This window comes from Polynucleobacter sp. 80A-SIGWE (genome assembly GCF_018882295.1).
Classification (GTDB): domain Bacteria; phylum Pseudomonadota; class Gammaproteobacteria; order Burkholderiales; family Burkholderiaceae; genus Polynucleobacter.
The window spans coordinates 665,222-685,635 of sequence record NZ_JACVOR010000002.1; the positions used below are offsets into that span (position 1 = coordinate 665,222).

The 20,414-nt window shown below is 46.4% G+C and carries 22 protein-coding genes; 20 read left to right on the plus strand and 2 right to left on the minus strand.

Going from position 1 to position 20,414, the window contains the following annotated elements; all coding sequences use genetic code 11:
• Nucleotides 1-18: 18 nt before the first annotated feature.
• From asd to ICN25_RS08225, 13 genes are all read left to right on the plus strand, one after another.
• The gene (gene asd / locus ICN25_RS08165; RefSeq protein WP_216181245.1) at nucleotides 19-1,176 is read left to right on the plus strand and encodes an aspartate-semialdehyde dehydrogenase; all 1,158 of its coding nucleotides are present in this window, start codon (nucleotides 19-21) and stop codon (nucleotides 1,174-1,176) included.
• Nucleotides 1,176-2,561, plus strand: a complete 1,386-nt coding sequence (locus ICN25_RS08170) for a FimV/HubP family polar landmark protein (RefSeq protein WP_216181248.1) — start codon at nucleotides 1,176-1,178, stop codon at nucleotides 2,559-2,561. The genes asd and ICN25_RS08170 overlap by 1 nt, the downstream gene beginning before the upstream one ends.
• A gap of 8 nt (nucleotides 2,562-2,569) precedes the next feature.
• Entirely contained in the window at nucleotides 2,570-3,397 is an 828-nt protein-coding gene (gene truA, locus ICN25_RS08175) for a tRNA pseudouridine(38-40) synthase TruA (RefSeq protein WP_216181251.1), read from the plus strand.
• Between the two features lie 38 nt (nucleotides 3,398-3,435).
• Nucleotides 3,436-4,110, plus strand: a complete 675-nt coding sequence (locus tag ICN25_RS08180) for a phosphoribosylanthranilate isomerase (RefSeq protein ID WP_216181253.1) — start codon at nucleotides 3,436-3,438, stop codon at nucleotides 4,108-4,110.
• A gap of 32 nt (nucleotides 4,111-4,142) precedes the next feature.
• Nucleotides 4,143-5,336 carry a tryptophan synthase subunit beta gene (trpB, locus tag ICN25_RS08185; RefSeq protein WP_216181256.1) on the plus strand — a complete coding sequence of 398 codons (1,194 nt, stop codon included), beginning with the start codon at nucleotides 4,143-4,145 and terminating at the stop codon, nucleotides 5,334-5,336.
• Nucleotides 5,337-5,384: 48 nt separating this feature from the next.
• On the plus strand, nucleotides 5,385-6,182 hold the full coding sequence (trpA, locus tag ICN25_RS08190) for a tryptophan synthase subunit alpha (RefSeq protein WP_216181259.1): 798 nt from the start codon (nucleotides 5,385-5,387) through the stop codon (nucleotides 6,180-6,182).
• Nucleotides 6,183-6,204: 22 nt separating this feature from the next.
• Nucleotides 6,205-7,092: an acetyl-CoA carboxylase, carboxyltransferase subunit beta gene (accD, locus tag ICN25_RS08195; RefSeq protein ID WP_216133330.1), complete on the plus strand. Its 888-nt coding sequence runs from the start codon at nucleotides 6,205-6,207 to the stop codon at nucleotides 7,090-7,092.
• A 5-nt stretch (nucleotides 7,093-7,097) separates the two neighbouring features.
• A complete protein-coding gene (gene folC / locus ICN25_RS08200) occupies nucleotides 7,098-8,423 on the plus strand; it encodes a bifunctional tetrahydrofolate synthase/dihydrofolate synthase (protein WP_216181262.1) in 1,326 nt (441 codons plus the stop codon).
• Between the two features lie 3 nt (nucleotides 8,424-8,426).
• Nucleotides 8,427-9,233, plus strand: a complete 807-nt coding sequence (locus ICN25_RS08205) for an SPOR domain-containing protein (RefSeq protein ID WP_216181264.1) — start codon at nucleotides 8,427-8,429, stop codon at nucleotides 9,231-9,233.
• Complete coding sequence (locus ICN25_RS08210; RefSeq protein ID WP_216181268.1) at nucleotides 9,233-9,799, plus strand: CvpA family protein; 567 nt, start codon at nucleotides 9,233-9,235, stop codon at nucleotides 9,797-9,799. Before ICN25_RS08205 ends, ICN25_RS08210 begins: the two co-directional genes overlap by 1 nt.
• 4 nt (nucleotides 9,800-9,803) lie before the next feature.
• Nucleotides 9,804-11,342: an amidophosphoribosyltransferase gene (purF, locus tag ICN25_RS08215; protein ID WP_216181271.1), complete on the plus strand. Its 1,539-nt coding sequence runs from the start codon at nucleotides 9,804-9,806 to the stop codon at nucleotides 11,340-11,342.
• Nucleotides 11,343-11,411: 69 nt separating this feature from the next.
• On the plus strand, nucleotides 11,412-12,620 hold the full coding sequence (locus ICN25_RS08220; RefSeq protein WP_216181273.1) for an O-succinylhomoserine sulfhydrylase: 1,209 nt from the start codon (nucleotides 11,412-11,414) through the stop codon (nucleotides 12,618-12,620).
• A gap of 33 nt (nucleotides 12,621-12,653) precedes the next feature.
• Nucleotides 12,654-13,277 carry a bifunctional 2-polyprenyl-6-hydroxyphenol methylase/3-demethylubiquinol 3-O-methyltransferase UbiG gene (locus tag ICN25_RS08225; protein ID WP_216181275.1) on the plus strand — a complete coding sequence of 208 codons (624 nt, stop codon included), beginning with the start codon at nucleotides 12,654-12,656 and terminating at the stop codon, nucleotides 13,275-13,277.
• Here ICN25_RS08225 and ICN25_RS08230 read toward each other — a convergent pair.
• Nucleotides 13,270-14,391, minus strand: a complete 1,122-nt coding sequence (locus ICN25_RS08230) for an ABC transporter ATP-binding protein (protein ID WP_216181277.1) — start codon at nucleotides 14,389-14,391, stop codon at nucleotides 13,270-13,272. The genes ICN25_RS08225 and ICN25_RS08230 overlap by 8 nt on opposite strands.
• Nucleotides 14,391-15,041, minus strand: a complete 651-nt coding sequence (gene modB / locus ICN25_RS08235; RefSeq protein WP_216181281.1) for a molybdate ABC transporter permease subunit — start codon at nucleotides 15,039-15,041, stop codon at nucleotides 14,391-14,393. The genes ICN25_RS08230 and modB overlap by 1 nt, the downstream gene beginning before the upstream one ends.
• A gap of 103 nt (nucleotides 15,042-15,144) precedes the next feature.
• Between modB and ICN25_RS08240 the strand changes: the two genes are divergently transcribed.
• The 7 genes from ICN25_RS08240 (at nucleotide 15,145) to soxX (ending at nucleotide 20,412) form a co-directional block, all read left to right on the plus strand.
• On the plus strand, nucleotides 15,145-15,486 hold the full coding sequence (locus ICN25_RS08240; protein WP_216181285.1) for a metalloregulator ArsR/SmtB family transcription factor: 342 nt from the start codon (nucleotides 15,145-15,147) through the stop codon (nucleotides 15,484-15,486).
• An 80-nt stretch (nucleotides 15,487-15,566) separates the two neighbouring features.
• The gene (soxC, locus tag ICN25_RS08245) at nucleotides 15,567-16,922 is read left to right on the plus strand and encodes a sulfite dehydrogenase (protein ID WP_370624732.1); all 1,356 of its coding nucleotides are present in this window, start codon (nucleotides 15,567-15,569) and stop codon (nucleotides 16,920-16,922) included.
• On the plus strand, nucleotides 16,906-17,985 hold the full coding sequence (locus ICN25_RS08250) for a c-type cytochrome (RefSeq protein WP_216181292.1): 1,080 nt from the start codon (nucleotides 16,906-16,908) through the stop codon (nucleotides 17,983-17,985). The genes soxC and ICN25_RS08250 overlap by 17 nt, the downstream gene beginning before the upstream one ends.
• 78 nt (nucleotides 17,986-18,063) lie before the next feature.
• A complete protein-coding gene (gene soxY / locus ICN25_RS08255) occupies nucleotides 18,064-18,516 on the plus strand; it encodes a thiosulfate oxidation carrier protein SoxY (RefSeq protein ID WP_216181295.1) in 453 nt (150 codons plus the stop codon).
• Nucleotides 18,517-18,575: 59 nt separating this feature from the next.
• A complete protein-coding gene (gene soxZ, locus ICN25_RS08260) occupies nucleotides 18,576-18,884 on the plus strand; it encodes a thiosulfate oxidation carrier complex protein SoxZ (protein ID WP_088527539.1) in 309 nt (102 codons plus the stop codon).
• 54 nt (nucleotides 18,885-18,938) lie between these two features.
• Nucleotides 18,939-19,754: a sulfur oxidation c-type cytochrome SoxA gene (soxA, locus tag ICN25_RS08265; protein WP_216181298.1), complete on the plus strand. Its 816-nt coding sequence runs from the start codon at nucleotides 18,939-18,941 to the stop codon at nucleotides 19,752-19,754.
• 19 nt (nucleotides 19,755-19,773) lie between these two features.
• Nucleotides 19,774-20,412 (plus strand): sulfur oxidation c-type cytochrome SoxX, encoded by a 639-nt coding sequence (gene soxX / locus ICN25_RS08270; protein WP_216181301.1) that lies wholly within the window; start codon nucleotides 19,774-19,776, stop codon nucleotides 20,410-20,412.
• Nucleotides 20,413-20,414 lie beyond the last annotated feature (2 nt).

The following is a 20,414-nucleotide window of genomic DNA, read 5'->3' on the forward strand; positions in this document are numbered from 1 at the left end:
CTTAATAGATCATTCATCATGGCAAATACAAAAACTCCATTAGTAGGCTTAGTCGGCTGGCGCGGTATGGTTGGTAGCGTTCTCATGGAGAGAATGCTGGCTGAGAAGGATTTTGACCTTATTGAGCCTGTATTTTTTAGTACCAGCCAAGCTGGCGGAGAAGTTCCACTCTTGAATGGTCAGAAAGTGACTAAGAGCGAAAATACTTTGCTTGATGCGAATGACATTAAAGCGCTCTCGCGTTGCGACATTATTTTGACTTGTCAGGGCGGTGACTACACCAATGAGATTTTCCCTAAGCTACGTGCTGCTGGTTGGCAAGGTCATTGGATTGATGCAGCTAGTACATTGCGCATGAAGGAAGACGCTGTTTTAGTTTTGGATCCAGTAAATCGTCCGGTGATTGATAAGGCATTGGCTGCTGGTGGAAAAAACTGGATTGGTAGCAACTGTACAGTTAGCTTAATGATGATGGCTATGGGTGGCTTAGTTAAGGCCGACATGGTTGAGTGGATTAGCGCCATGACATATCAGGCGGCTTCTGGAGCAGGCGCACAAAACATGCGCGAACTACTTTTGCAAATGGGCGCATTGCGTGACAGCGTAGCTACGGAGTTAGCTGATCCATCCTCTTGGATTTTGGATATCGACCGTAAGATTACCGAGACTTTGCGTTCACCTGATTTTCCGAAGAAAAACTTCCGCAATACACCTTTAGCTGGCAGCTTGATTCCTTGGATCGATGTTCCTGTTGAAAATGGTCAAACCAAAGAGGAGTGGAAAGGCGGCGCGGAGTTTAATAAGATCTTGGGCCGTCCTGCATTTAGAACTCCTGGAAGCATTCCAATTGATGGCTTGTGCGTTCGTGTTGGTGCAATGCGTTGCCACTCACAAGGTCTCACAGTCAAGCTCAAAAAAGATATACCGCTAAAAGAGATCGAAGCTATTTTGGCCAACGATAATCAGTGGGTTAAGGTCATTCCAAATGATCGCGAAACAACTGAGCGTGAATTGTCCCCAGCTGCAATTAGTGGTACTTTGACAGTGCCTATTGGTCGTCTCCATAAGATGGCGATGGGTCCTGAATACCTTGGTGCTTTCACAGTTGGCGACCAACTCTTGTGGGGTGCTGCTGAGCCATTGCGCCGTATGCTCCGCATCTTGCTAGAGCACTAATGTTCAGATTTAGCCAAATTCAGTTTGCAAGAGCACTTTGCTTAGTTTGGCTAAGTTGGTCATGTGCGGCAGGAGCCATCTCACTTGGCTCTCCCAAACTACTTTCTAGACCTGGTGAGCCGCTCAAAGTAGAGTTTCCAATTCGGGTTGGTGTGGATGAGCAATCTGCGCTCTCTAGTTTGAATGTTGGGATTGCGAATAAGGCAGCCTACGATCGCTTGGGAATATCTCAAAAGATACTCACTCTGAATCCTCAGGCGATGATTTATCGCAATCAACAAGAGCAGTTGATGGTCTTGCTCGAGACGGTTGAGTCAGTGCCAATGACAGAAGATCCATTCTTGGATGTCTTGGTTACGCTGAATTGGTCTGCAGGCAGCCTTACTAAAACCTATACATTGCTACTGGGCGATGCCCAAAAAATTCTGGTTAGGCCTGGTCAAACGCTATCTGAAATCGCAGCCCAGTTAGCCCCTCAATTGCAGGGTGCCACGCTAGATCAAACCATGATGGCTTTGTTTAAAGCCAATCCCGATGCATTTGCTAGTGGCAGCATCAATCGCCTTGAGGCTGGTGCCGAGCTTAATAAACCCAATCAGGCTTTATTGCGTTCAATTAGTCCGGCAGAGGCCCAGCAATTTGTAGCTGAGTCTAATGCCCAGTGGTTATCAGAGCGAGATGCAAAGGGTGGGGCACAAGGTAGCGCCAATTTAAAAAATGGTGCCGATGCGCCTGCAAAAGATCGACTCAAAATTGGATCAAGTACTGAAGGTAGCTCTGAAGAGCGCCGCTACACAGAAGATTTAGTTGCTCAAGAAAAGGCGCTGGAGCAGACACGGGTCCGTGTCGCCGAACTTGAAAAGAATATTGCTGATTTGCAGCGCTTGCTTGACCAGGCTAAGGGCAAATCAACAGAGTCCACAAAAACTGATGGTTCATTTGGTTTGGGTGGATTTGCGCCAGCAATCTTTGCTTTGTTATTAATGGGTTTTACGGGCCTTCTGTTGTGGCTGTTAGCCAAGAATGCCCGTCGCTCTGAGGTGCGTAATTTTTCACAAAAAATACCTAAAGTCACCTCAACTACCAAGGATCATCAGTCAACTCATGGCGCAATGCCGGATCGCGCAAAAGCACTATTCGCAGGAATTGATCTGGATTTAACGCCTGTTAAGAAATCTACTCAACCTCCAGTTGCTGAGGCCAATCCACTTGCTGATGCTCTTCGTGTGAAACTAAATCTAGCTCGGGCTTACATCACCATAGAAGATTTTTCAGCTGCTAAGAAGTCTCTTCAAGAGATTGTCCATATTGGCAGCTCAATTGATCCCGCAATTACGATCGAAGCTCAGGGTTTATTGGCTGAGCTATCGCACAGAAATTCTTAAACGTCACTATGCGCATTGCTCTTGGCCTTCAATATGATGGCAGCCCTTATTCAGGATGGCAGTCTCAAGTAAACCAGGGCACGATTCAAGATGAATTAGAAAAAGCAATTTCATCTTTTGTAGGTATCGATGCCGTTAATGCAAATCCTATTCGCGTAATCACAGCCGGCAGGACAGATACAGGGGTTCATGCCTTAGGCCAGGTGGTTCACTTTGATGTTGAAGTTGAGCGAGAAAACTGGTCTTGGGTTAGAGGTGTCAATACTTTCTTGCCTGAATCGATTGTGGTCAATTGGGCTCAAGCTGTTCCTGAAGAGTTTAGCGCTCGATATTCTGCTCATGAGCGAACTTATATCTACGCATTGCATGCTGGACCATGCCGCTCACCAATGGCGGCCGATCGTGCAGGCTATGTCATGCTTCCGCCAGATCGCTGGTTTGATGTTGATGCGATGAGGGAGGCTGCCAAATGTTTGATTGGTGAGCATGATTTCACCTCATTCCGATCTTCAGAGTGTCAAAGTAAGACTCCGGTAAAAACAATGTATTCCATCGAGATTTTCTCGAATGAGCCTTGGTTGTATTTCAAGATCAAAGGCAATGCATTTTTGCATCATATGGTGCGCAATCTAGTGGGAAGTTTTATCCAAATCGGTGTTGGTAAGCAAAAAGCTGAATGGATGGCTGAGGTCCTTGCAGCAAAAGACCGTAGCATTGCGGCGCCAACATTTTCACCGGCTGGACTCTATTTGGCTCAAATAGCCTATCCGGAAGAGTTACAGATCCCCAAGCCTTGGCTTGCAAATTCTTGGCTACCTAAGGCGGTATTCGCCTAAGCAGGTCTTTATTTGCTCTAGGCCTTATCATTTCCCTTATGGGCTTACTTACCAATTCTCCAGGCCGTACTAGGGTCAAAATCTGCGGTCTCAAGACGCCTGCAGATGTGGATGCTGCTGTTGCTGCGGGTGTCGATGCTGTTGGCTTCGTCTTCTACCCGCCTAGCCCAAGGTCTGTAACCCCCAATATTGCCGCTGCATTGATTTCCAGGCTTCCAGCTGGGGTTGATGCCGTCGGCTTGGTTGTAAACGCCACAGATACTGAATTTGAGGCTATTAGGGCGGCGGCCTCCATCACCTTATGGCAGTTTCATGGGGATGAGTCTCCAGAGGAGTGTGAGCGCCTAGCCGCGGGGCAGCCATGGATGAAGGCTGCGCGTGTTGGATCTGGCTTCGCATTTGATGATTTTTCCCTACAATATAGGCAAGCAAACGCCTTTTTGCTCGATGCTCTCGTTGAGGGTTACGGTGGAGGGGGCGTTCCTTTTGATTGGTCAGGAATTCCACAAGCATGGATAAGCGCAAACGCGCCTCAGGTCGTTTTGAGTGGTGGATTGAACGTTCACAACGTGGGCGAAGCTATTGCTCGTCTGCATCCTTGCGCGGTTGACGTCTCTAGCGGCGTTGAAATCAGCAAGGGTGTAAAAGATCACGCCTTAATGAAGCAGTTTATTGAGGCAGTGCGAGCCGCAGATGCAAGCACATCAACCTAATTATTTGCTGTAACTAATCAAAAGAGGTATTTATGTACGATAAGCCAGATGCACGAGGGCACTTCGGTCCTTACGGTGGCGTATTTGTTTCTGAGACACTCATGTTCGCTTTGGATGAGCTCAAAGCCGCTTACGCAAAATACCAATACGATCCAGAATTCTTAGAAGAGTTTCATTACGAGCTCAAGCATTTCGTAGGTCGTCCATCACCGGTGTATCACGCCAAGCGTTGGAGTGAGATGTTGGGTGGTGCACAAATCTATCTCAAGCGCGAAGATTTAAATCACACAGGCGCACACAAAATTAATAACGTCATTGGTCAAGCAATGCTGGCTAAGCGTATGGGTAAGCCGCGCATTATTGCTGAAACTGGAGCAGGGCAGCATGGCGTAGCTACTGCAACAATTTGTGCGCGCTTTGGTTTGGATTGCACTGTGTATCAAGGATCTGTTGACGTAGCACGTCAAGCTCAAAACGTATTTCGTATGAAATTGCTTGGTGCAAAAGTAGTGCCTGTTGAATCAGGAACCAAGACTCTCAAAGATGCGCTCAATGAGGCAATGCGAGATTGGGTTACCAATGTGGAAGATACCTTCTACATCATTGGTACTGTGGCAGGTCCTCATCCATATCCGATGATGGTCCGAGATTTTCAGAGTGTGATTGGTGAAGAGTGCAAAGTACAAATGCCTGAAATGACAGGGCGTCAGCCTGACTATGTCATGGCATGTGTTGGCGGTGGCTCTAATGCGATGGGTATTTTCTACCCTTACATCGATTACCCAGAAGTGAAATTGGTTGGTGTTGAAGCTGCAGGCCATGGCTTAAATAGCGGTCTTCACTCCGCAGCACTTTGTGTTGGTAAGCCAGGCGTATTGCACGGTAACCGTACCTATTTATTGCAAGATGAGAATGGTCAGATTTCTGAAACGCATTCGGTTTCTGCCGGTATGGATTATCCCGGCGTTGGTCCCGAGCATGCGTGGCTAAAAGATTCAGGTCGTGCTGACTATGTAGCTGTGACGGATGAAGAAGCTCTTAAGGCTTTCCATGATTGCTGTCGTATCGAAGGCATCATTCCTGCTTTAGAGTCTTCACATGCAATTGCATATGCATGCAAATTAGCGCCAACACTTTCTAAAGATAAAACCATTTTGGTAAACCTGTCTGGTCGCGGTGATAAAGATATGCATACCGTCGCACAAGCTACTTGCTCCGAAGGTTAAGTCGAAGTTACTCACGAACTCATATAAAAACAATAATTACGAATTGCCATGTCCAAAATTACCGCACTCTTTAATGAACTAAAAGCTTCTGGCAAAAAGGGACTCATTCCTTTTATTACTGCTGGTGACCCCGATCCAAAACTCACTGTTGAGTTGATGCATGCATTGGTTCGCGGTGGTGCAAATGTTATTGAGCTCGGAGTTCCTTTTTCCGACCCGATGGCGGATGGTCCGGTGATTCAGCGGTCATCTGAAAGGGCGCTTACTCAGGGCGTTACTTTGCACGGCTGCTTGGATATGGTGAAAGAATTTCGTAAGACTGATGCGGATACGCCAGTTGTATTGATGGGCTACGCCAACCCTGTGGAGCAAATGGGGGCAGAGCGCTTTGCAACTGAAGCCAAAGCGGCCGGTGTTGATGGCGTGCTTGTCGTGGATTACCCGCCAGAAGAGTGTGAGGATTTTGCCGCTCGCATGAAGATTGCTGGTGTTGACCCAATTTTCCTATTGGCACCCACTTCATCACCAGAACGCATAAAGGATGCAGCCAAAATAGCTTCTGGTTATATCTATTACGTATCCATGCGTGGCGTAACTGGGGCTTCGCACCTCAATACCCAGGATGTCGCCAGCATCATTCCTAAGATCCGTGAAGCCACCCCAATCCCGATTGCGGTCGGTTTTGGCATTAATGATGCTGAAAGTGCCCGTGCGGTATCAAAAACAGCAGATGCGGTGGTAATTGGTAGTCGAATTATTCGACTTTTGGAGGATTCTGCCCCTGGCCAGGCGGTACAATCACTTGAAACCTTCATACGTGAAATTCGCGTCGCTTTAGATAGTTAATGCACTGGATAGTTAAAAACTGATGAGCTGGATCGATAAATTACTACCCCCACAAATCCAACATACGGATCCTGCTAACCGCAAATCTGTTCCTGAGGGACTCTGGGTTAAGTGCCCCAGCTGTGAAACTGTTCTTTACAGCACAGATATTGAAGCCAATTTATCGGTTTGCCCTAAATGCAGTCACCATATGCGCATTGGTGCACGTTTGCGTTTGGACAGCTTGTTGGATGAAAAGGGTCGCTACGAGATTGGTGCTGACATCTATCCAACTGACCCGCTGAAATTTAAAGATTCCAAGAAATACCCAGACCGTATTAAAGAGGCGAATGATGCCTCTGGTGAGTCTGAGGCTTTAATTGTTCTTGGTGGCAAGATCGAAAGTATTCCTGTTGTGGCTGCCTGTTTCGAGTTCCAATATATGGGCGGCTCGATGGGTTCAGTCGTTGGCGAGCGTTTTGCCCGTGGTGTCCAAGAGGCTATCGCCAAGAAGTGCGCTTTTATTTGTATCACTGCAACTGGTGGTGCTCGTATGCAAGAAAGCTTGCTCTCCCTATTTCAGATGGCTAAGACCAACTCGATGTTGACCTTGTTGTCTAAAAAAGGTTTGCCATATATCAGCGTCTTAACCGATCCAACGATGGGTGGAATTTCTGCCAGCTTTGCCTTTATGGGTGATGTGGTGATGGCTGAGCCAAAAGCTTTGATTGGTTTTGCTGGACCACGCGTGATTGAGCAGACTGTTCGTGAAAAGTTGCCAGAAGGTTTCCAGCGTTCAGAGTTTCTGATGCAAAAGGGTGGCATTGATATGATCGTTGATCGTCGCCAGATGCGCGGTGAAATTGCCCGACTCTTGGCTTTACTCCAGCAGCTTCCTGAGCCTGCGATTGCGGGTAGCGCAGCTGTATAAAGCGCTTGAGCTCCGCACACCAAACCCCCATTCTTTTTTCAAGCCTAGCGGCTTGGCTTAGTCACCTCGAATCAGCTCACCCTGTCGGGATCGATATGGGTCTTGACCGCATCAATCGCGTCAAGGCAGCTTTAGGGCTTCATTTCGAATGTCCTGTTATTACAGTGGCTGGCACCAATGGCAAGGGCTCGACTTGCGCTTTTCTCGAGAGTATTTTGCTGGCATCTGGCTATAAGGTGGGTTGCCATATGTCCCCACACTTGCTCAACTTTAACGAGCGTGCTCGAGTAAATGGTGAAGAGGTCAAAGATGATCTCTTACTAGAACATTTTGCTGCTGTTGAAAAGGCCCGAGTAAGCCTAGTAGATGCTCCAACCCTAACGTATTTTGAATTCACCACTTTGGCAATCATGCATTTATTTTCCAAGGCGAATTTAGACGCTGTCGTGCTTGAGGTTGGAATGGGTGGACGCCTAGATGCTGTCAATATCGTTGACGCGGATTGCGCAATAGTGACCAGTATTGATATTGACCACGCTGATTTTCTAGGCGGCACTCGCGAAGCTATCGGACGAGAAAAGGCGGGAATTTTTCGTACTGGCGCTATTGCGGTTTGCGGTGATCCTGTGCCGCCACAATCTCTTATTGATTACGCCGAAGAGCTGGGCTGTGACTTATGGCTGCAAGGCCGTGACTACAACTTTCAGGGTGATAAGCAACAATGGGGTTGGGCGGGGCGTCAAAAACGCTTTAGTGGCCTTGGCTATCCCGCGTTGCGCGGCGCCAACCAAATCCTGAATGCCTCCGCCGTGATTGCAGCGCTCATGGCGTTACATCAGCGCCTCCCAGTTAGCGCCCAAGATATTCGTAATGGATTTGCATTGGTGGAGTTGCCTGGCCGCTTCCAGGTGCTTCCTGGTCAACCTACCGTTGTTTTGGATGTTGCACATAACCCCCATGCGGCTGCCACATTGGGGCAGGGCCTGGAGAAAATGGGTTATCACCCCTATACCTATGCCATTTTTGGGGCAATGGCGGATAAAGATATAGCTGGAGTTATTAAGCCCTTATTGGATAGCGTTGATTTTTGGTTTTGCACCGATTTACCGACTCCGCGGGCTGCTACTGCGACAGCCTTGTCTGAGAGGCTGGTTGAGCTGGGGGTAGCCTTTAAAAATGGGGAAGATGGCGGTATTGAATGCTTCCTAGATCCTGCTGCAGCGTATCAAAAAGCCCTTTCTAAGGCGGGTGAGGGTGATAGAATTGTCATCTTCGGATCCTTCTATACCGTTGCCGGCGTAATGGCATATCGAAACAACCAGGCGCATTGATCCATGATTCGTTTACCGAAGCTTTTTAAGCGAAACCCTGAGACTGAAGACCTTGACCGAGGTTCAGTGAGGGGTCGTCGTACCGTCAATAAATTAGCCCCCCGCAGTTTTCAGCGCGCTCAAGAGAATGAGGAGCTTGCGCTTACCGAAGATCCCGAGCAGCAACGTGCCCGCCATCGTTTGATTGGTGCCGCTGTATTAGTACTTATCGCAGTAGTCGGCTTACCCCGTATCTTGGATAGCAAGCCAAAGTCTGTAAATAATGACATTGCTGTGAATATCGTTACCAGTCTTCCAGCGCCTAATGCTGCAATGCCTGCAAATGATGAAAAAGCTAAGCCTGCCGCAGTAGTTGAAACGTCTGTAAAAGAAAAAGAAGTCGCACAAACAAAAGAAGTTGTAGTTGCGCCAACGCCTGAAGCGAAACCTGAAGTCAAGGCTGATGCTAAACCAGCGCCTACCGCTCCTAAAGCTAACTCTATTGGATTGGCTGCTGGTGAAGAAGTGGTTGCTGCACCAAACACGGCTACCAAAGCAAAAACTGAAGAGCTTCCGAAAAAAGCAGGTTCCGGCAAGTACGTTATTCAGATTGGCGCCTTCGCCTCCGAAGATCGCGCTAAGGGTTGGATTGCGAAGATGAAAGATCAAAAAATTCCGAACTACGTGCTCAATAAAACGGGTGCCGATGGTGCAAAGCTTTATGTGTTGAGAGCTGGTCCATTTACCGATAAGGATGCAGCTGAAGCTGCTGAGAAAAAAGTTAAAGCTATGGGCTTATCCCCAAGACTTGTTGAGGTTGGAGCGCCTTAATGGAATATTTATCCACCTTGAAGTTAACTACGGTGGATTACTTCACCTTAGTAGTGCTTTTGGTTTCTGCTTTGGTGGGCATTTCTCGCGGTCTGTTTAAAGAAGTTCTGGCTCTTGCCTCTTGGTTTGTTGCCGCCTGGGTTGCATATCACTACACCAACTATCTCTCTGTTGAATGGTTATCGACCTTTCATATGGATGAGTTGCTTAGCTTAGGTGTGAGCTTTCTAATTCTATTTATTTTGACTTTGATTGTTTGTGGCTTGGTTGGTAATGTGATTCAAAAAATCATCTTGTCTGCTGGGCTCAGCATGACAGATCGTTTCCTGGGTCTTATTTTTGGTCTAGCGCGCGGTGGTGTAGTAGTTGTTGTGATGGCCACACTAGCAGCCTTGACTCCAATTCCTCAAAGCATGGCTTGGCAAAAAGCAATTACTCGCCCAGCTATAGACATGGCAACTGGTTTAATTAAAAATTGGCTACCAGCTGATTGGGCCAAGCAATTAGGTGATGCAATGCCTAAAATTACACCCACCGTTACACCTTCATTAACAATAGGGATCTAGGCTTATGTGCGGCGTCGTTGGAACAGTTTCCCACTCCCCAGTTAATCAACTGATATATGACGCACTGTTGCTCTTGCAACATCGCGGTCAAGATGCTGCCGGTATGGCAACAATGAATGGCAACTCATTCACGATGCATAAGGCAAATGGTTTGGTGCGAGATGTATTTAGAACTCGTAATATGCGTAGTCTGATAGGTAGCGCCGGCATTGGTCAGGTTCGTTACCCAACTGCTGGTTCTGCTAGTAGTGAGGAAGAGGCGCAACCGTTCTACGTTAGCGCACCTTACGGCATTATCTTGGCCCACAACGGTAACCTTACCAATGCGGCTAGCCTGCGTGTCGAGATGGCCTATCGCGATCGTCGTCATATCAACACTAGCTCCGATACAGAAGTTCTATTAAACGTTCTTGCTGATGAACTTCAAAAAGAAACCAATAGCGCTGCATTGGATGAGGGCGCCATGTTCAACGCCGTTACCCAGGTAACTAAGCGCGTTAAAGGCTCTTATGCGGTTGTTTCATTGATTGCTGGTTATGGCTTATTGGCATTCCGCGATCCATTTGGTATTCGTCCTTTATGTATTGGACGTATCGATACACCTAAAGGTCCAGAGTGGATGATTGCCTCTGAGTCAGTAGCTCTTGATGGCCTTGGATTTACTTTTGTGCGCGATGTCAATCCTGGCGAAGCAATCTATATCGATTTAGATGGTAATTTTTACTCACGTCAATGTGTAGCCGATGCAGTACTGACACCTTGTATTTTTGAATACGTGTACATGGCTCGTCCTGATTCGACGATCGATGGCGTTACTGTTTACAACGTACGTATGCGTATGGGTGATTACCTTGCCGAGAAAATTCGTAAAGAAACGATTCCGGGCGAGATTGATGTTGTGATGCCGATTCCGGACTCCAGTCGTCCGGCAGCAATGCAGGTTGCCAAGCGTTTAGGTGTTGATTACCGCGAAGGCTTCTTTAAGAATCGCTATATCGGTAGAACCTTCATCATGCCAGGTCAGGCTGTACGTAAAAAGTCAGTACGTCAAAAACTGAATGCTATGCGTATTGAGTTCAAAGACAAAACAGTATTGATTGTGGATGACTCTATCGTTCGAGGCACAACTTCATTTGAGATTGTGCAGATGGCGCGCGAGTCTGGCGCTAAGAAAGTGATTTTTGCTTCTGCAGCACCTCCAGTACGCTTCCCGAATGTCTACGGTATTGATATGCCAACTCGTAGCGAGTTAGTTGCCTATGGTCGCACTGATGAAGAGATCAATAAGATGATCGGCGCTGATCAGTTGATCTATCAAAGCGTTGAAGATATGAAGCAGGCTGTGAAGGACATTAATCCAAATATCCAGCACTTTGAAGCCTCGTGTTTCGATGGTCATTACATCACTGGCGATATCAACGAATCCTACTTGGATGCTTTAGAGGCGGCTCGCAATACCTCTGAGGCTAAGGCTGATCGTCAACGTGACTCCAGCGACTTTGCACGCTCGCAACTGCATTTGCATTTGGCTACAGAAGACTAAAAACAACGATCGAGTTCCTCAGGCATGCGTGTCTGAGGCAATTCTGTAATTCGGTGTCAAAATAGCGGTATGAAGAGTAAAACTACCCGCAAAAAACCTGATTTCTCAAAACTTGCGCTTGAAACCTTAGCGGTTCGCGCTGGAACTCGTCGCACAGCTGAATATCAAGAGCATTCAGAAGCGATGTTCCTGACTTCTAGCTTTTGCTTCGATAGCGCTGAATTGGCTGCAGATGGTTTTGCCCATGCAGATCAAGGCTTTATTTATTCTCGTTTCACCAATCCTACAGTCAGCATGTTTCAGGATCGTCTTGCTGCCTTAGAGGGCGGTGAAGCCTGTATTGCAACTTCCTCAGGAATGGCTGCTATTTTGACAATGGCAATGTCTCATCTGCAGGCGGGTGACCATGTGGTTTGCTCTCGCTCTGTTTTTGGTGCCACCATCCAATTGTTTAGCAATATTTTGGGGCGCTTTGGCATCACCACTACTTATGTAGACTTGGCTGATACCAAGGCTTGGCAGAATGCCGTCCAAGAAAATACCAAGTTGTTTTATTTGGAAACGCCTTCCAATCCATTAACTGAAATTGCAGACATCAAAGCTATATCTAAGATTGCAAAAAAGGCAAAGGCTCTGTTTGCGGTCGATAACTGTTTCTGCACACCAGCTTTACAAAGACCGCTAGCATTAGGCGCCGATGTAGTCATTCATTCAGCAACGAAGTATTTAGATGGTCAAGGCAGAGTAGTTGGTGGCGCCATTGTAGGTAGCAATGATTTCATCATGGGTAAAGTATTTCCCTATGTAAGAACAGCTGGACCAACACTTTCAGCGTTCAATGCTTGGGTCTTCTTAAAAGGTTTAGAGACTCTTGAGTTGCGCATGAAGCAGCAGAGTCAGAACGCATTAGAAATCGCTCAATGGTTAGAAAAGCAGCCAGGAGTAGAGCGTGTCTATCATCCTGGCCTGAAGTCACATCCCCAACATGCTTTAGCTAAGCGCCAACAAAAAGCGGGCGGCGCTATCTTGTCTTTCACTCTTAAGGGTGGCAAGAAGGCTGCATTCAAACTTATCAATCAAACCAAACTTTGCTCGATCACTGCAAATCTGGGTGACACTCGCACCACGATTACGCATCCTGCAACAACAACCCATTGCCGTGTAAGTCCAGAAGCTCGTAAAGCTGCCGGCATTACTGATGGCCTTGTTCGTATCGCGGTTGGACTTGAAAATGTGATTGATTTGAAGAATGACCTCGTTGGCGGTCTGAAGAAGTAATTTCATCAACGCTAAGTGAAGGTCAGGGCCTAAATGAGTTTTGCTGATGCTACCCAGTTCTGGAATGAGCGTTTTGATAAGGAAGAATTTATCTTTGGCAAAGAGCCAAATGAATTCCTTGTTCAGAAAACTGCTCAATATCTAAAACCCAATAATTCTGTTCTCTGCATTGCTGATGGAGAAGGGCGGAATGGCGTTTGGCTTGCAAAGCAGGGAATGCGTGTCACCGGCTTTGATGTTTCTGATATCGCTCTTGCTAAGGCTAAGCAATTTGCCAATGAGAATCAAGTTAGCATTCAATATAGCCTCTGCGATACCGATGGTTTTGATTGGCAGGAGAATGCTTATGATGCAGTCATTGGGATCTTTATCCAATTTGCTGATCCAGAAATGCGCGCTAGGATTTTCAAACAAGTACATCAAACCTTAAAACCTGGCGGCCTATTTATTCTGCAGGGCTATACACCCAAGCAATTGGAATATAAAACAGGCGGCCCATCCCTAATTGAGCACTTATATACAGAAGAAATGATGCGTGAACTCAGTCAAGGATTTGAAATCCTCGAACTCGAGTGCTACGAAAAAGAGTTATCTGAGGGGCCGAGGCATACTGGAATGTCAGCTTTACTCGGCTTAGTTTCTCGAAAAATTAAGTAGGGATTGTAGATTCCTGAAATCTACGCGGATCGTTAATTGGCCTTAAAGGCATGATGTGAATTTGATTTCCATCAAGCTCAAGATGCATTAGACAGCCAACCTCCATGTGCAGTCTTTTCACTTCTGCAGATGAGGCTTCCCACTCAATCGTGTTTTCACTTTCCTGAATTCTCAACTGGATGACCGCTATTTGACCAAGACTGTTCATCTTTTCAACGATAGCTGGCACGCTGACCTTACTTGGTACGTTATGAACACTTAAGCCACTCTGGGGAATAACCCAAGCCACCCGTGCTTTAGGTGGAATCTTCCCTTTGTCAGCAACGTTAAAGACTTGCTCGCAACCATCCCAGCTTAATTTGCCAGCATCAAAGACGCCATGAAACATGTTGCTGATACCCACTAATTCAGCAACCCTTGAATTTCTTGGCTTCTGAAATAGTGTTTGTGGCGCTGCTGTCTGCAGACTAATACCTTGGTCTATTACAGTAATTCGATCCGCCAATAAATCAGCCTCTCGTAAGTCATGGGTAACCAAGAGGATGGGGATATTCAAATCTGATCGCAGTTCAGCTAAGGTTTTATATAAGCCTTGACGTGTTGGGGCGTCAATTGCTGAAAACGGCTCATCCAAGAGCAAGGCTTTGGGTTGCCTTGCCAGAGCTCTAGCGAGTGCAACGCGTTGCTGTTGGCCTCCGGATAATTGATGGGGCATGCGATCAGAAAGACTGGCTATGCCCATCCTCCCAAGTAAATCCATGCTGATTTCTTTTCTCTCAGATGAAGTAAGACCAGAATTTTGCAGTGGAATTAATACGTTACCCAAAGCAGTGAGGTGCGGAAACAGTGCGTACTGTTGAAATAAGAATCCGCAAGAGCGTTCTGCAGGGGACAGTTGTTGCACCTTGTTCCCTAGATCATCAGCCTCAAACCAGGTCTCGCTATTACATTCAATTTTTCCGCTGGCAGGCTTGTTTAAGCCGGCAATAGTTCTTAGGACTGTAGTTTTGCCACTTCCAGAGGGCCCAACCAAAGCATGAAGTTCACCTGGCGCGCATTCCAGGTTAATTTGAAGCGGGCTCGGCAATAGCTGGCCAATCTTTACCTTTAGCATTAGCTGATACCTCTGCGACGATTTGGGTTGCGACCAAATATTCCGTATGAGAGTGCTATGCACACAAGTGATATGCCTAGGAGTACAAGCGCTAAAGAACCTGCACCTGAGGTATCAAAACTCTGCACCTTGTCATAAATGGCAATAGAGGCAGTTTTTGTCTCCCCGGGTATTGCGCCACCAACCATAAGTACAACACCGAATTCTCCAAGAGTGTGGGCAAATGTAAGGGCTGCTGCACCAGTGATGCCTCGCCAAGAGAGTGGTAGCTCTATCAAGCGGAAGATTTGCCAGTTGCTTAGACCGCTCACTTGAGCGGCCTCCCTGATTTCAGGATTAATAGACTCAAACGCCCTCTGGATGGGTTGAATTGCAAAGGGGATATTCACAATTAATGAGGCAATCAGAATTCCGGTGAAAGAAAATACCAATGGAATGCCAAAAAAGCTGGTATTGCCAAATGAAACCAGGAAGTAATATCCCAACACAGTCGGCGGGAGTACCAAAGGAAGCGCTAAGGCAGCCTCAACCCAAGGTCGGCTTTTATTGAGCTTCACCAACTTATGGGCTACCCATATACCAAATGGCAGCATCAAAGCCATGGTCCAAAAAGCGAGCTTTAAGGACAGCAGAATTGCATCAATATCCATTTTTTGATTGTATTGCCTTTGCGGGCTAGGGTATCCCACTATATAAGTCTTCGGGTCTTAGGTGTCTACTATATGCACGTATACGCATATATAGTTAAAACCATTGAATACAAAAGCAAAAGTCAAAAAAGCCACCAAAGATCTTTCTCCAATACAGATGGAAAAGATATTCGCTCGCGTTGCTGAATATTTCAATGTTCTTTCTGAGCCATCACGCCTTCGCATCATGTATGCGGTGTGCAGCGGTGAAAAGTCTGTTTCTGAAGTCATTGAGTTATGTGGATCCAGTCAGGCCAATGTTTCGCGTCATCTTTCAGCGCTTCACAAGGCGGGGATCTTGCTTAGGCGCAAAGAGGGTACAACAGTTTTTTACTCAATTGCAGATAACGCTACTGTCGAGATGTGCCAAACGGTTTGCGCCAAGATTGCCGAGAACCTGCATTAATTTTTGAAGTATCTATTCATCAAAGTAGAGATCACATGACCAAAAAACAAATAGAGATTAGTGCGCAGGACATTAGCGCTATCGAAAAGCCGGCCAATCGAGCACGTTTAGTAAAGGCACCGGAACATTTTATTTCTCAAGAGCTAATTGCCGATATCAATGCCAATGGTTTGGATGAACAGCGTCGCGGTTTCTTGCGCAAAGGATTTATGTCGGCCATTGGTGGTGCGGCGGCTGGTCTAGTGGCTCCTTATGCGATGGCAGCAGGTGAGGGTGATCCAGCCATTCTCGAAAAACAGGAATGGCAAACCACTCTCGGCAAGAACGTTGCAACAATGCCGTATGGCGTACCGTCTATTTACGAGTCAAACTTAATTCGTCGTGAGTCTCCAGGCTTAACCCGAGTTTCTGCGGCTTCGGTTGCCTTCACTCCATTGCAGGGTTTATTTGGCACTATTACACCTAACGGATTACATTTCGAGCGTCATCACCAGGGTTGGTACAACCTTAACCCTGAAACCCATCGCTTGATGGTAAATGGTTTAGTGAAAAACCCACGTGTATTCACGATGAATGATTTGATGCGTCTGCCATCTGTTTCCCGTACACATTTCATTGAGTGCGGCGCTAACACTGGATTAGAGTGGGGCAACGTTGCTGTACCTACTGTTCAATATACACACGGCATGCTTTCTTGCTGTGAGTTCACCGGTGTTCCTTTAAAGATATTGCTGGAAGAGTGTGGTGCTGATCTCAAAAAAGGGAAGTTCATGCTGGCCGAAGGTGGTGATGGTTCTGGTATGACCCGCACTATCAACCTCGAAAGTTGCCTGAATGACACCATCGTGGCTTGGGCTATGAACGGTGAGATGTTGCGCCCTGAAAATGGTTTCCCATTGCGCTTGGTAGTTCCTGGCGTGCAGGGCGTTAGCTGGGTTAAATGGTTGCGTCGCCTAGAAGTAGGCGATATGCCATGGAATGCTAAAGATGAGGCTGTTCACTATATTGAGCTCATGCCCAATGGAGATCATCGCCAATACGCATCAATTCAAGAATGTAAATCGGTTATTACCACTCCATCAGGTGGCCAGCAGTTGTTAGATAAAGGTTTCTACAACGTGAGTGGTATGGCTTGGTCAGGGCGTGGAAAAATTACGCGTGTTGATGTTTCATTTGATGGCGGCAATAACTGGCGTACTGCACGCCTAGAGACTCCGGTTCTTACGAAGTCTATTACTCGCTTCAATATCGATTGGGTTTGGGATGGATCTCCAGCCATCATGCAATCAAGAGCGATGGACGACACAGGTTATATCCAGCCTTCGATCAAGACACTCCGTAATGTTCGCGGCACGCGATCGATTTATCACAACAATGCAATCCAATCATGGAAATTGGATTCAAATGGCGAGGTGAGCAATGTTCAAGTTGGATAAATTAAGTATCCGTTTAGGATTCGCTGCGCTCATCGTTATTACTGCGCAGTCATCATTCGCCCAATCAGGTTCGGCTAAGTTCCCTGGTATTGGAAGAGTGGCAACTCCTGTAGAGGTTGCAGCATGGGACATTGATGTACGCCCCGACTTCAAAGGTTTGCCAAAGGGATCTGGCTCAGTTGAACAGGGGCAAGTAATTTGGGAGGCTAAGTGCGCAAGCTGTCACGGCACATTTGGCGAGTCCAATGAAATCTTTACTCCGATTGCAGGTGGAACGACTAAGGATGATGTAAAGACTGGTCGCGTTGCCTCTCTTAAGGATATGAAGCAACCCCAAAGAACCACCTTAATGAAAGTGCCTACGGTTTCAACATTGTGGGACTACATCTATCGTGCAATGCCATGGAATGCGCCAAGGTCGCTAACTCCTGATGACACTTACGCTTTAGTTGCCTTCATCTTGAGTCTTGGGGAAATTGTTCCCGATGATTTTGTTCTGAGTAATACCAATATTGCAGAAGTCAAAATGCCTAATCGCAATGGTATGACCACTAAACATGGCTTCTGGAACGTGACAGGCAAGCCTGATGTCAATGGAAATGCCTGTATGCATAACTGCGTGCCTTTTGTTCAAATTGGCTCAACATTGCCTGATTTCGCAAGAAATGCGCATGAGAATATTGCAGAGCAAAATCGCATGTACGGCCCTTATCGAGGTGCAGATACTACTAAGCCACCGATTAAACAATTGCCTGGCGCCTCTGGAGCAGGTCTTGCTCATGCAGCTGACACCCATTCAACCGCTAAAAAGGGTCCAGCAGCTTTGTTCCAAAGTGAGAATTGCTCTGCTTGCCATGCTCCCAATGCAAAGCTAGTTGGCCCATCTATAGCTGATATTGCCAAGAAATATGACGGTCAAAGCGGTGCCCTAGATAAGTTAATGACTAAGGTTAAGGCGGGTGGAGCTGGGGTATGGGGCTCGATCCCAATGCCGCCCCAAGCTCAGCTTTCCGATGAAGATCGCAAGACTTTGGTAACTTGGATGCTTTCTGGCAGTAAATGATTTAAATTTAGTAGTTAATTGAAGGTTTTGAAGCAAAATAGCTTATGTTTGTAGGTAAAGATTAATAAAGGAGTTTTTATGAATCAGCAGCGTCGCAGTCTATTGAAGTACTCAGCAGTATTTGGTCTGATGGCCTCAACCGGGCTCATTAGCGTAGCGCAAGCGCAAGAGTGGAATAAAGCGGCATTTGAAGGCAAAAGTCTTGATGACGTTTTTAAAATCCTTGGTGCTGGTAGCCCAGACAAATCGTCTGCTGTTACTTTGAATGCTCCAGATATTGCTGAAAATGGTGCTGTAGTTCCAGTTGGAATTACTACAACATTAAAGGCAGAGCAAATGGCTATTTTGGTTGAAAAGAATCCGAGCGCACTAGCAGCACAATTCTTCATCCCAGCAGGCACAGATTCTTTTGTAACTACTCGTATCAAGATGGGTCAAACATCCAATGTTTACGCCTTAGTAAAAGCTGATGGCAAATGGAATATGGCTGTTAAAGAAGTCAAAGTAACGCTTGGTGGTTGCGGCGGTTAATACCGCACTTCAAACAACACAAACTTAATACATAAACATAGAATAAAAGAGGAACCAAAATGGCTGATCCAATGCGCGTAAGAGCTGCTGAAAACGGTGGAACTGTAGATGTAAAAATTTTGATGAAACATGACATGGAATCAGGTCAGCGTAAAGACGCTTCTGGCAAAACAATTCCTGCTTGGTTCATCAGCACAATTAATGTAAAAGCCAATGGCAAAGATGTATTCAATGGTCAATTTGGCCCAGCAGTTTCTAAGGATCCATTCTTGAACTTCAAATACAAGGGCGCTAAGGGAGACAAGATTGCTGTAACTTGGATCGATAGCAAGGGCGATAAGCGCACTGACGAAGCAACCGCTTCTTAATAGCTTTTGCTTTAATAATTCTTCACCGCCTCCATGGTTCTGAAAGGGTAGGAAATGCAGCGTAAATTGACCTTAGGGTTGGCTACTGGTTTGGTAGCAACTTTATTAACAATGACATCTTCGGTGTCAGCACAAAAAAGTGCTACAGACGATATTGCCAAATATCGAGAGATGATTGCAGATGGCAACCCTTCAGAGCTCTACGAGGCGGCAGGTGAAGATTTATGGAAAAAACCAGCCGGTCCCAAGAATGCCACTCTTGAACAATGTAACTTAGGCTTAGGCCCAGGCGTAGTCAAAGGTGCTTCTGCACAACTGCCGCGCTACTTTAAAGATACCAATAAGGTTCAGGATCTTGAATCCCGCTTGATGACCTGTATGCAAGTTCTGCAAGGTCGTGACCCACAAGAGATGATCGATGCACCATTCCAAAAGGGTCCTAAGAAGGACATGGAGGCGATTGTTGCTTACGTTGTAACCCAGTCTAAGGGTGACAAGATCAAGGTAAGTACTGCCCATCCAAAAGAAAAAGAAATGTATGACCTAGGTAAGCGAGCCTTCTTCTTCCAAGGCGGTCCTATGGACTTCTCATGCGCTTCTTGCCATGCTGAAAATGGTAAACGTATTCGCTTGCAAGATCTACCAAACATCACAGAGCAAAAGGGCGCAGCTTTGGGTTGGGGTTACTGGCCTGCATACCGAGTTTCTAGTGGACAGTTTTGGACAATGCAGCAACGTCTAAATGATTGTTTCCGCCAACAACGTTTCCCATTCCCGATTTATGGGTCTGATGTGACTATTGCCCTGTCTATGTATATGGCTAAGACTGCCAATGGTGGCACAGTTGAAACACCTGGCTTGAAGCGTTAATAGATAAGAGATGACGAAAATGAAAATGACACACTTAAAACAACTCTTAGCTATTTCTGGATTTATTTTTGCAGCTGGCTTATTGCAGACGCCTGCACTTGCTCAGCAAAAAAATGATCCCAAATTCAATAAGATGATTCAAGACAGTTTCCGAGCTGAAGGTATCGCCGGATTGAATCGCGTTGATCAGGATGCAACACAGAAGTTTTGCTCTGACCCGCAGTTCGCCAATAGCAAGCAGGGTGCAGCAATGCGTGAGAAGATCCAGAAGATCAATATGGACTCTATTCAACAACCTTCTGATGGCAAGTACATCGGCGATTGGAAGAATGGCGAAAAAATTGCTCAAAGCGGTCGCGGGGCCACTTGGTCCGACAAGGCTGATACGGTAATTGGCGGTGGTTGCTATAACTGTCATCAAATCGATGCCAAAGAAATTTCTTATGGAAATATTGGCCCATCATTAACGGGCTATGGAAAATTACGCGGATATTCCAAAGAGGTTGTAACTTATACCTGGAATCGCATTAATAACTCCAAGGCATATAACGCTTGCAGCAATATGCCTCGTTTTGCTCACTTCAAGCTATTAAATGAGCAGCAGATTCAAGATGTCATGGCTTTATTACTTGATCCAGAATCACCTGTAAATAAATAACA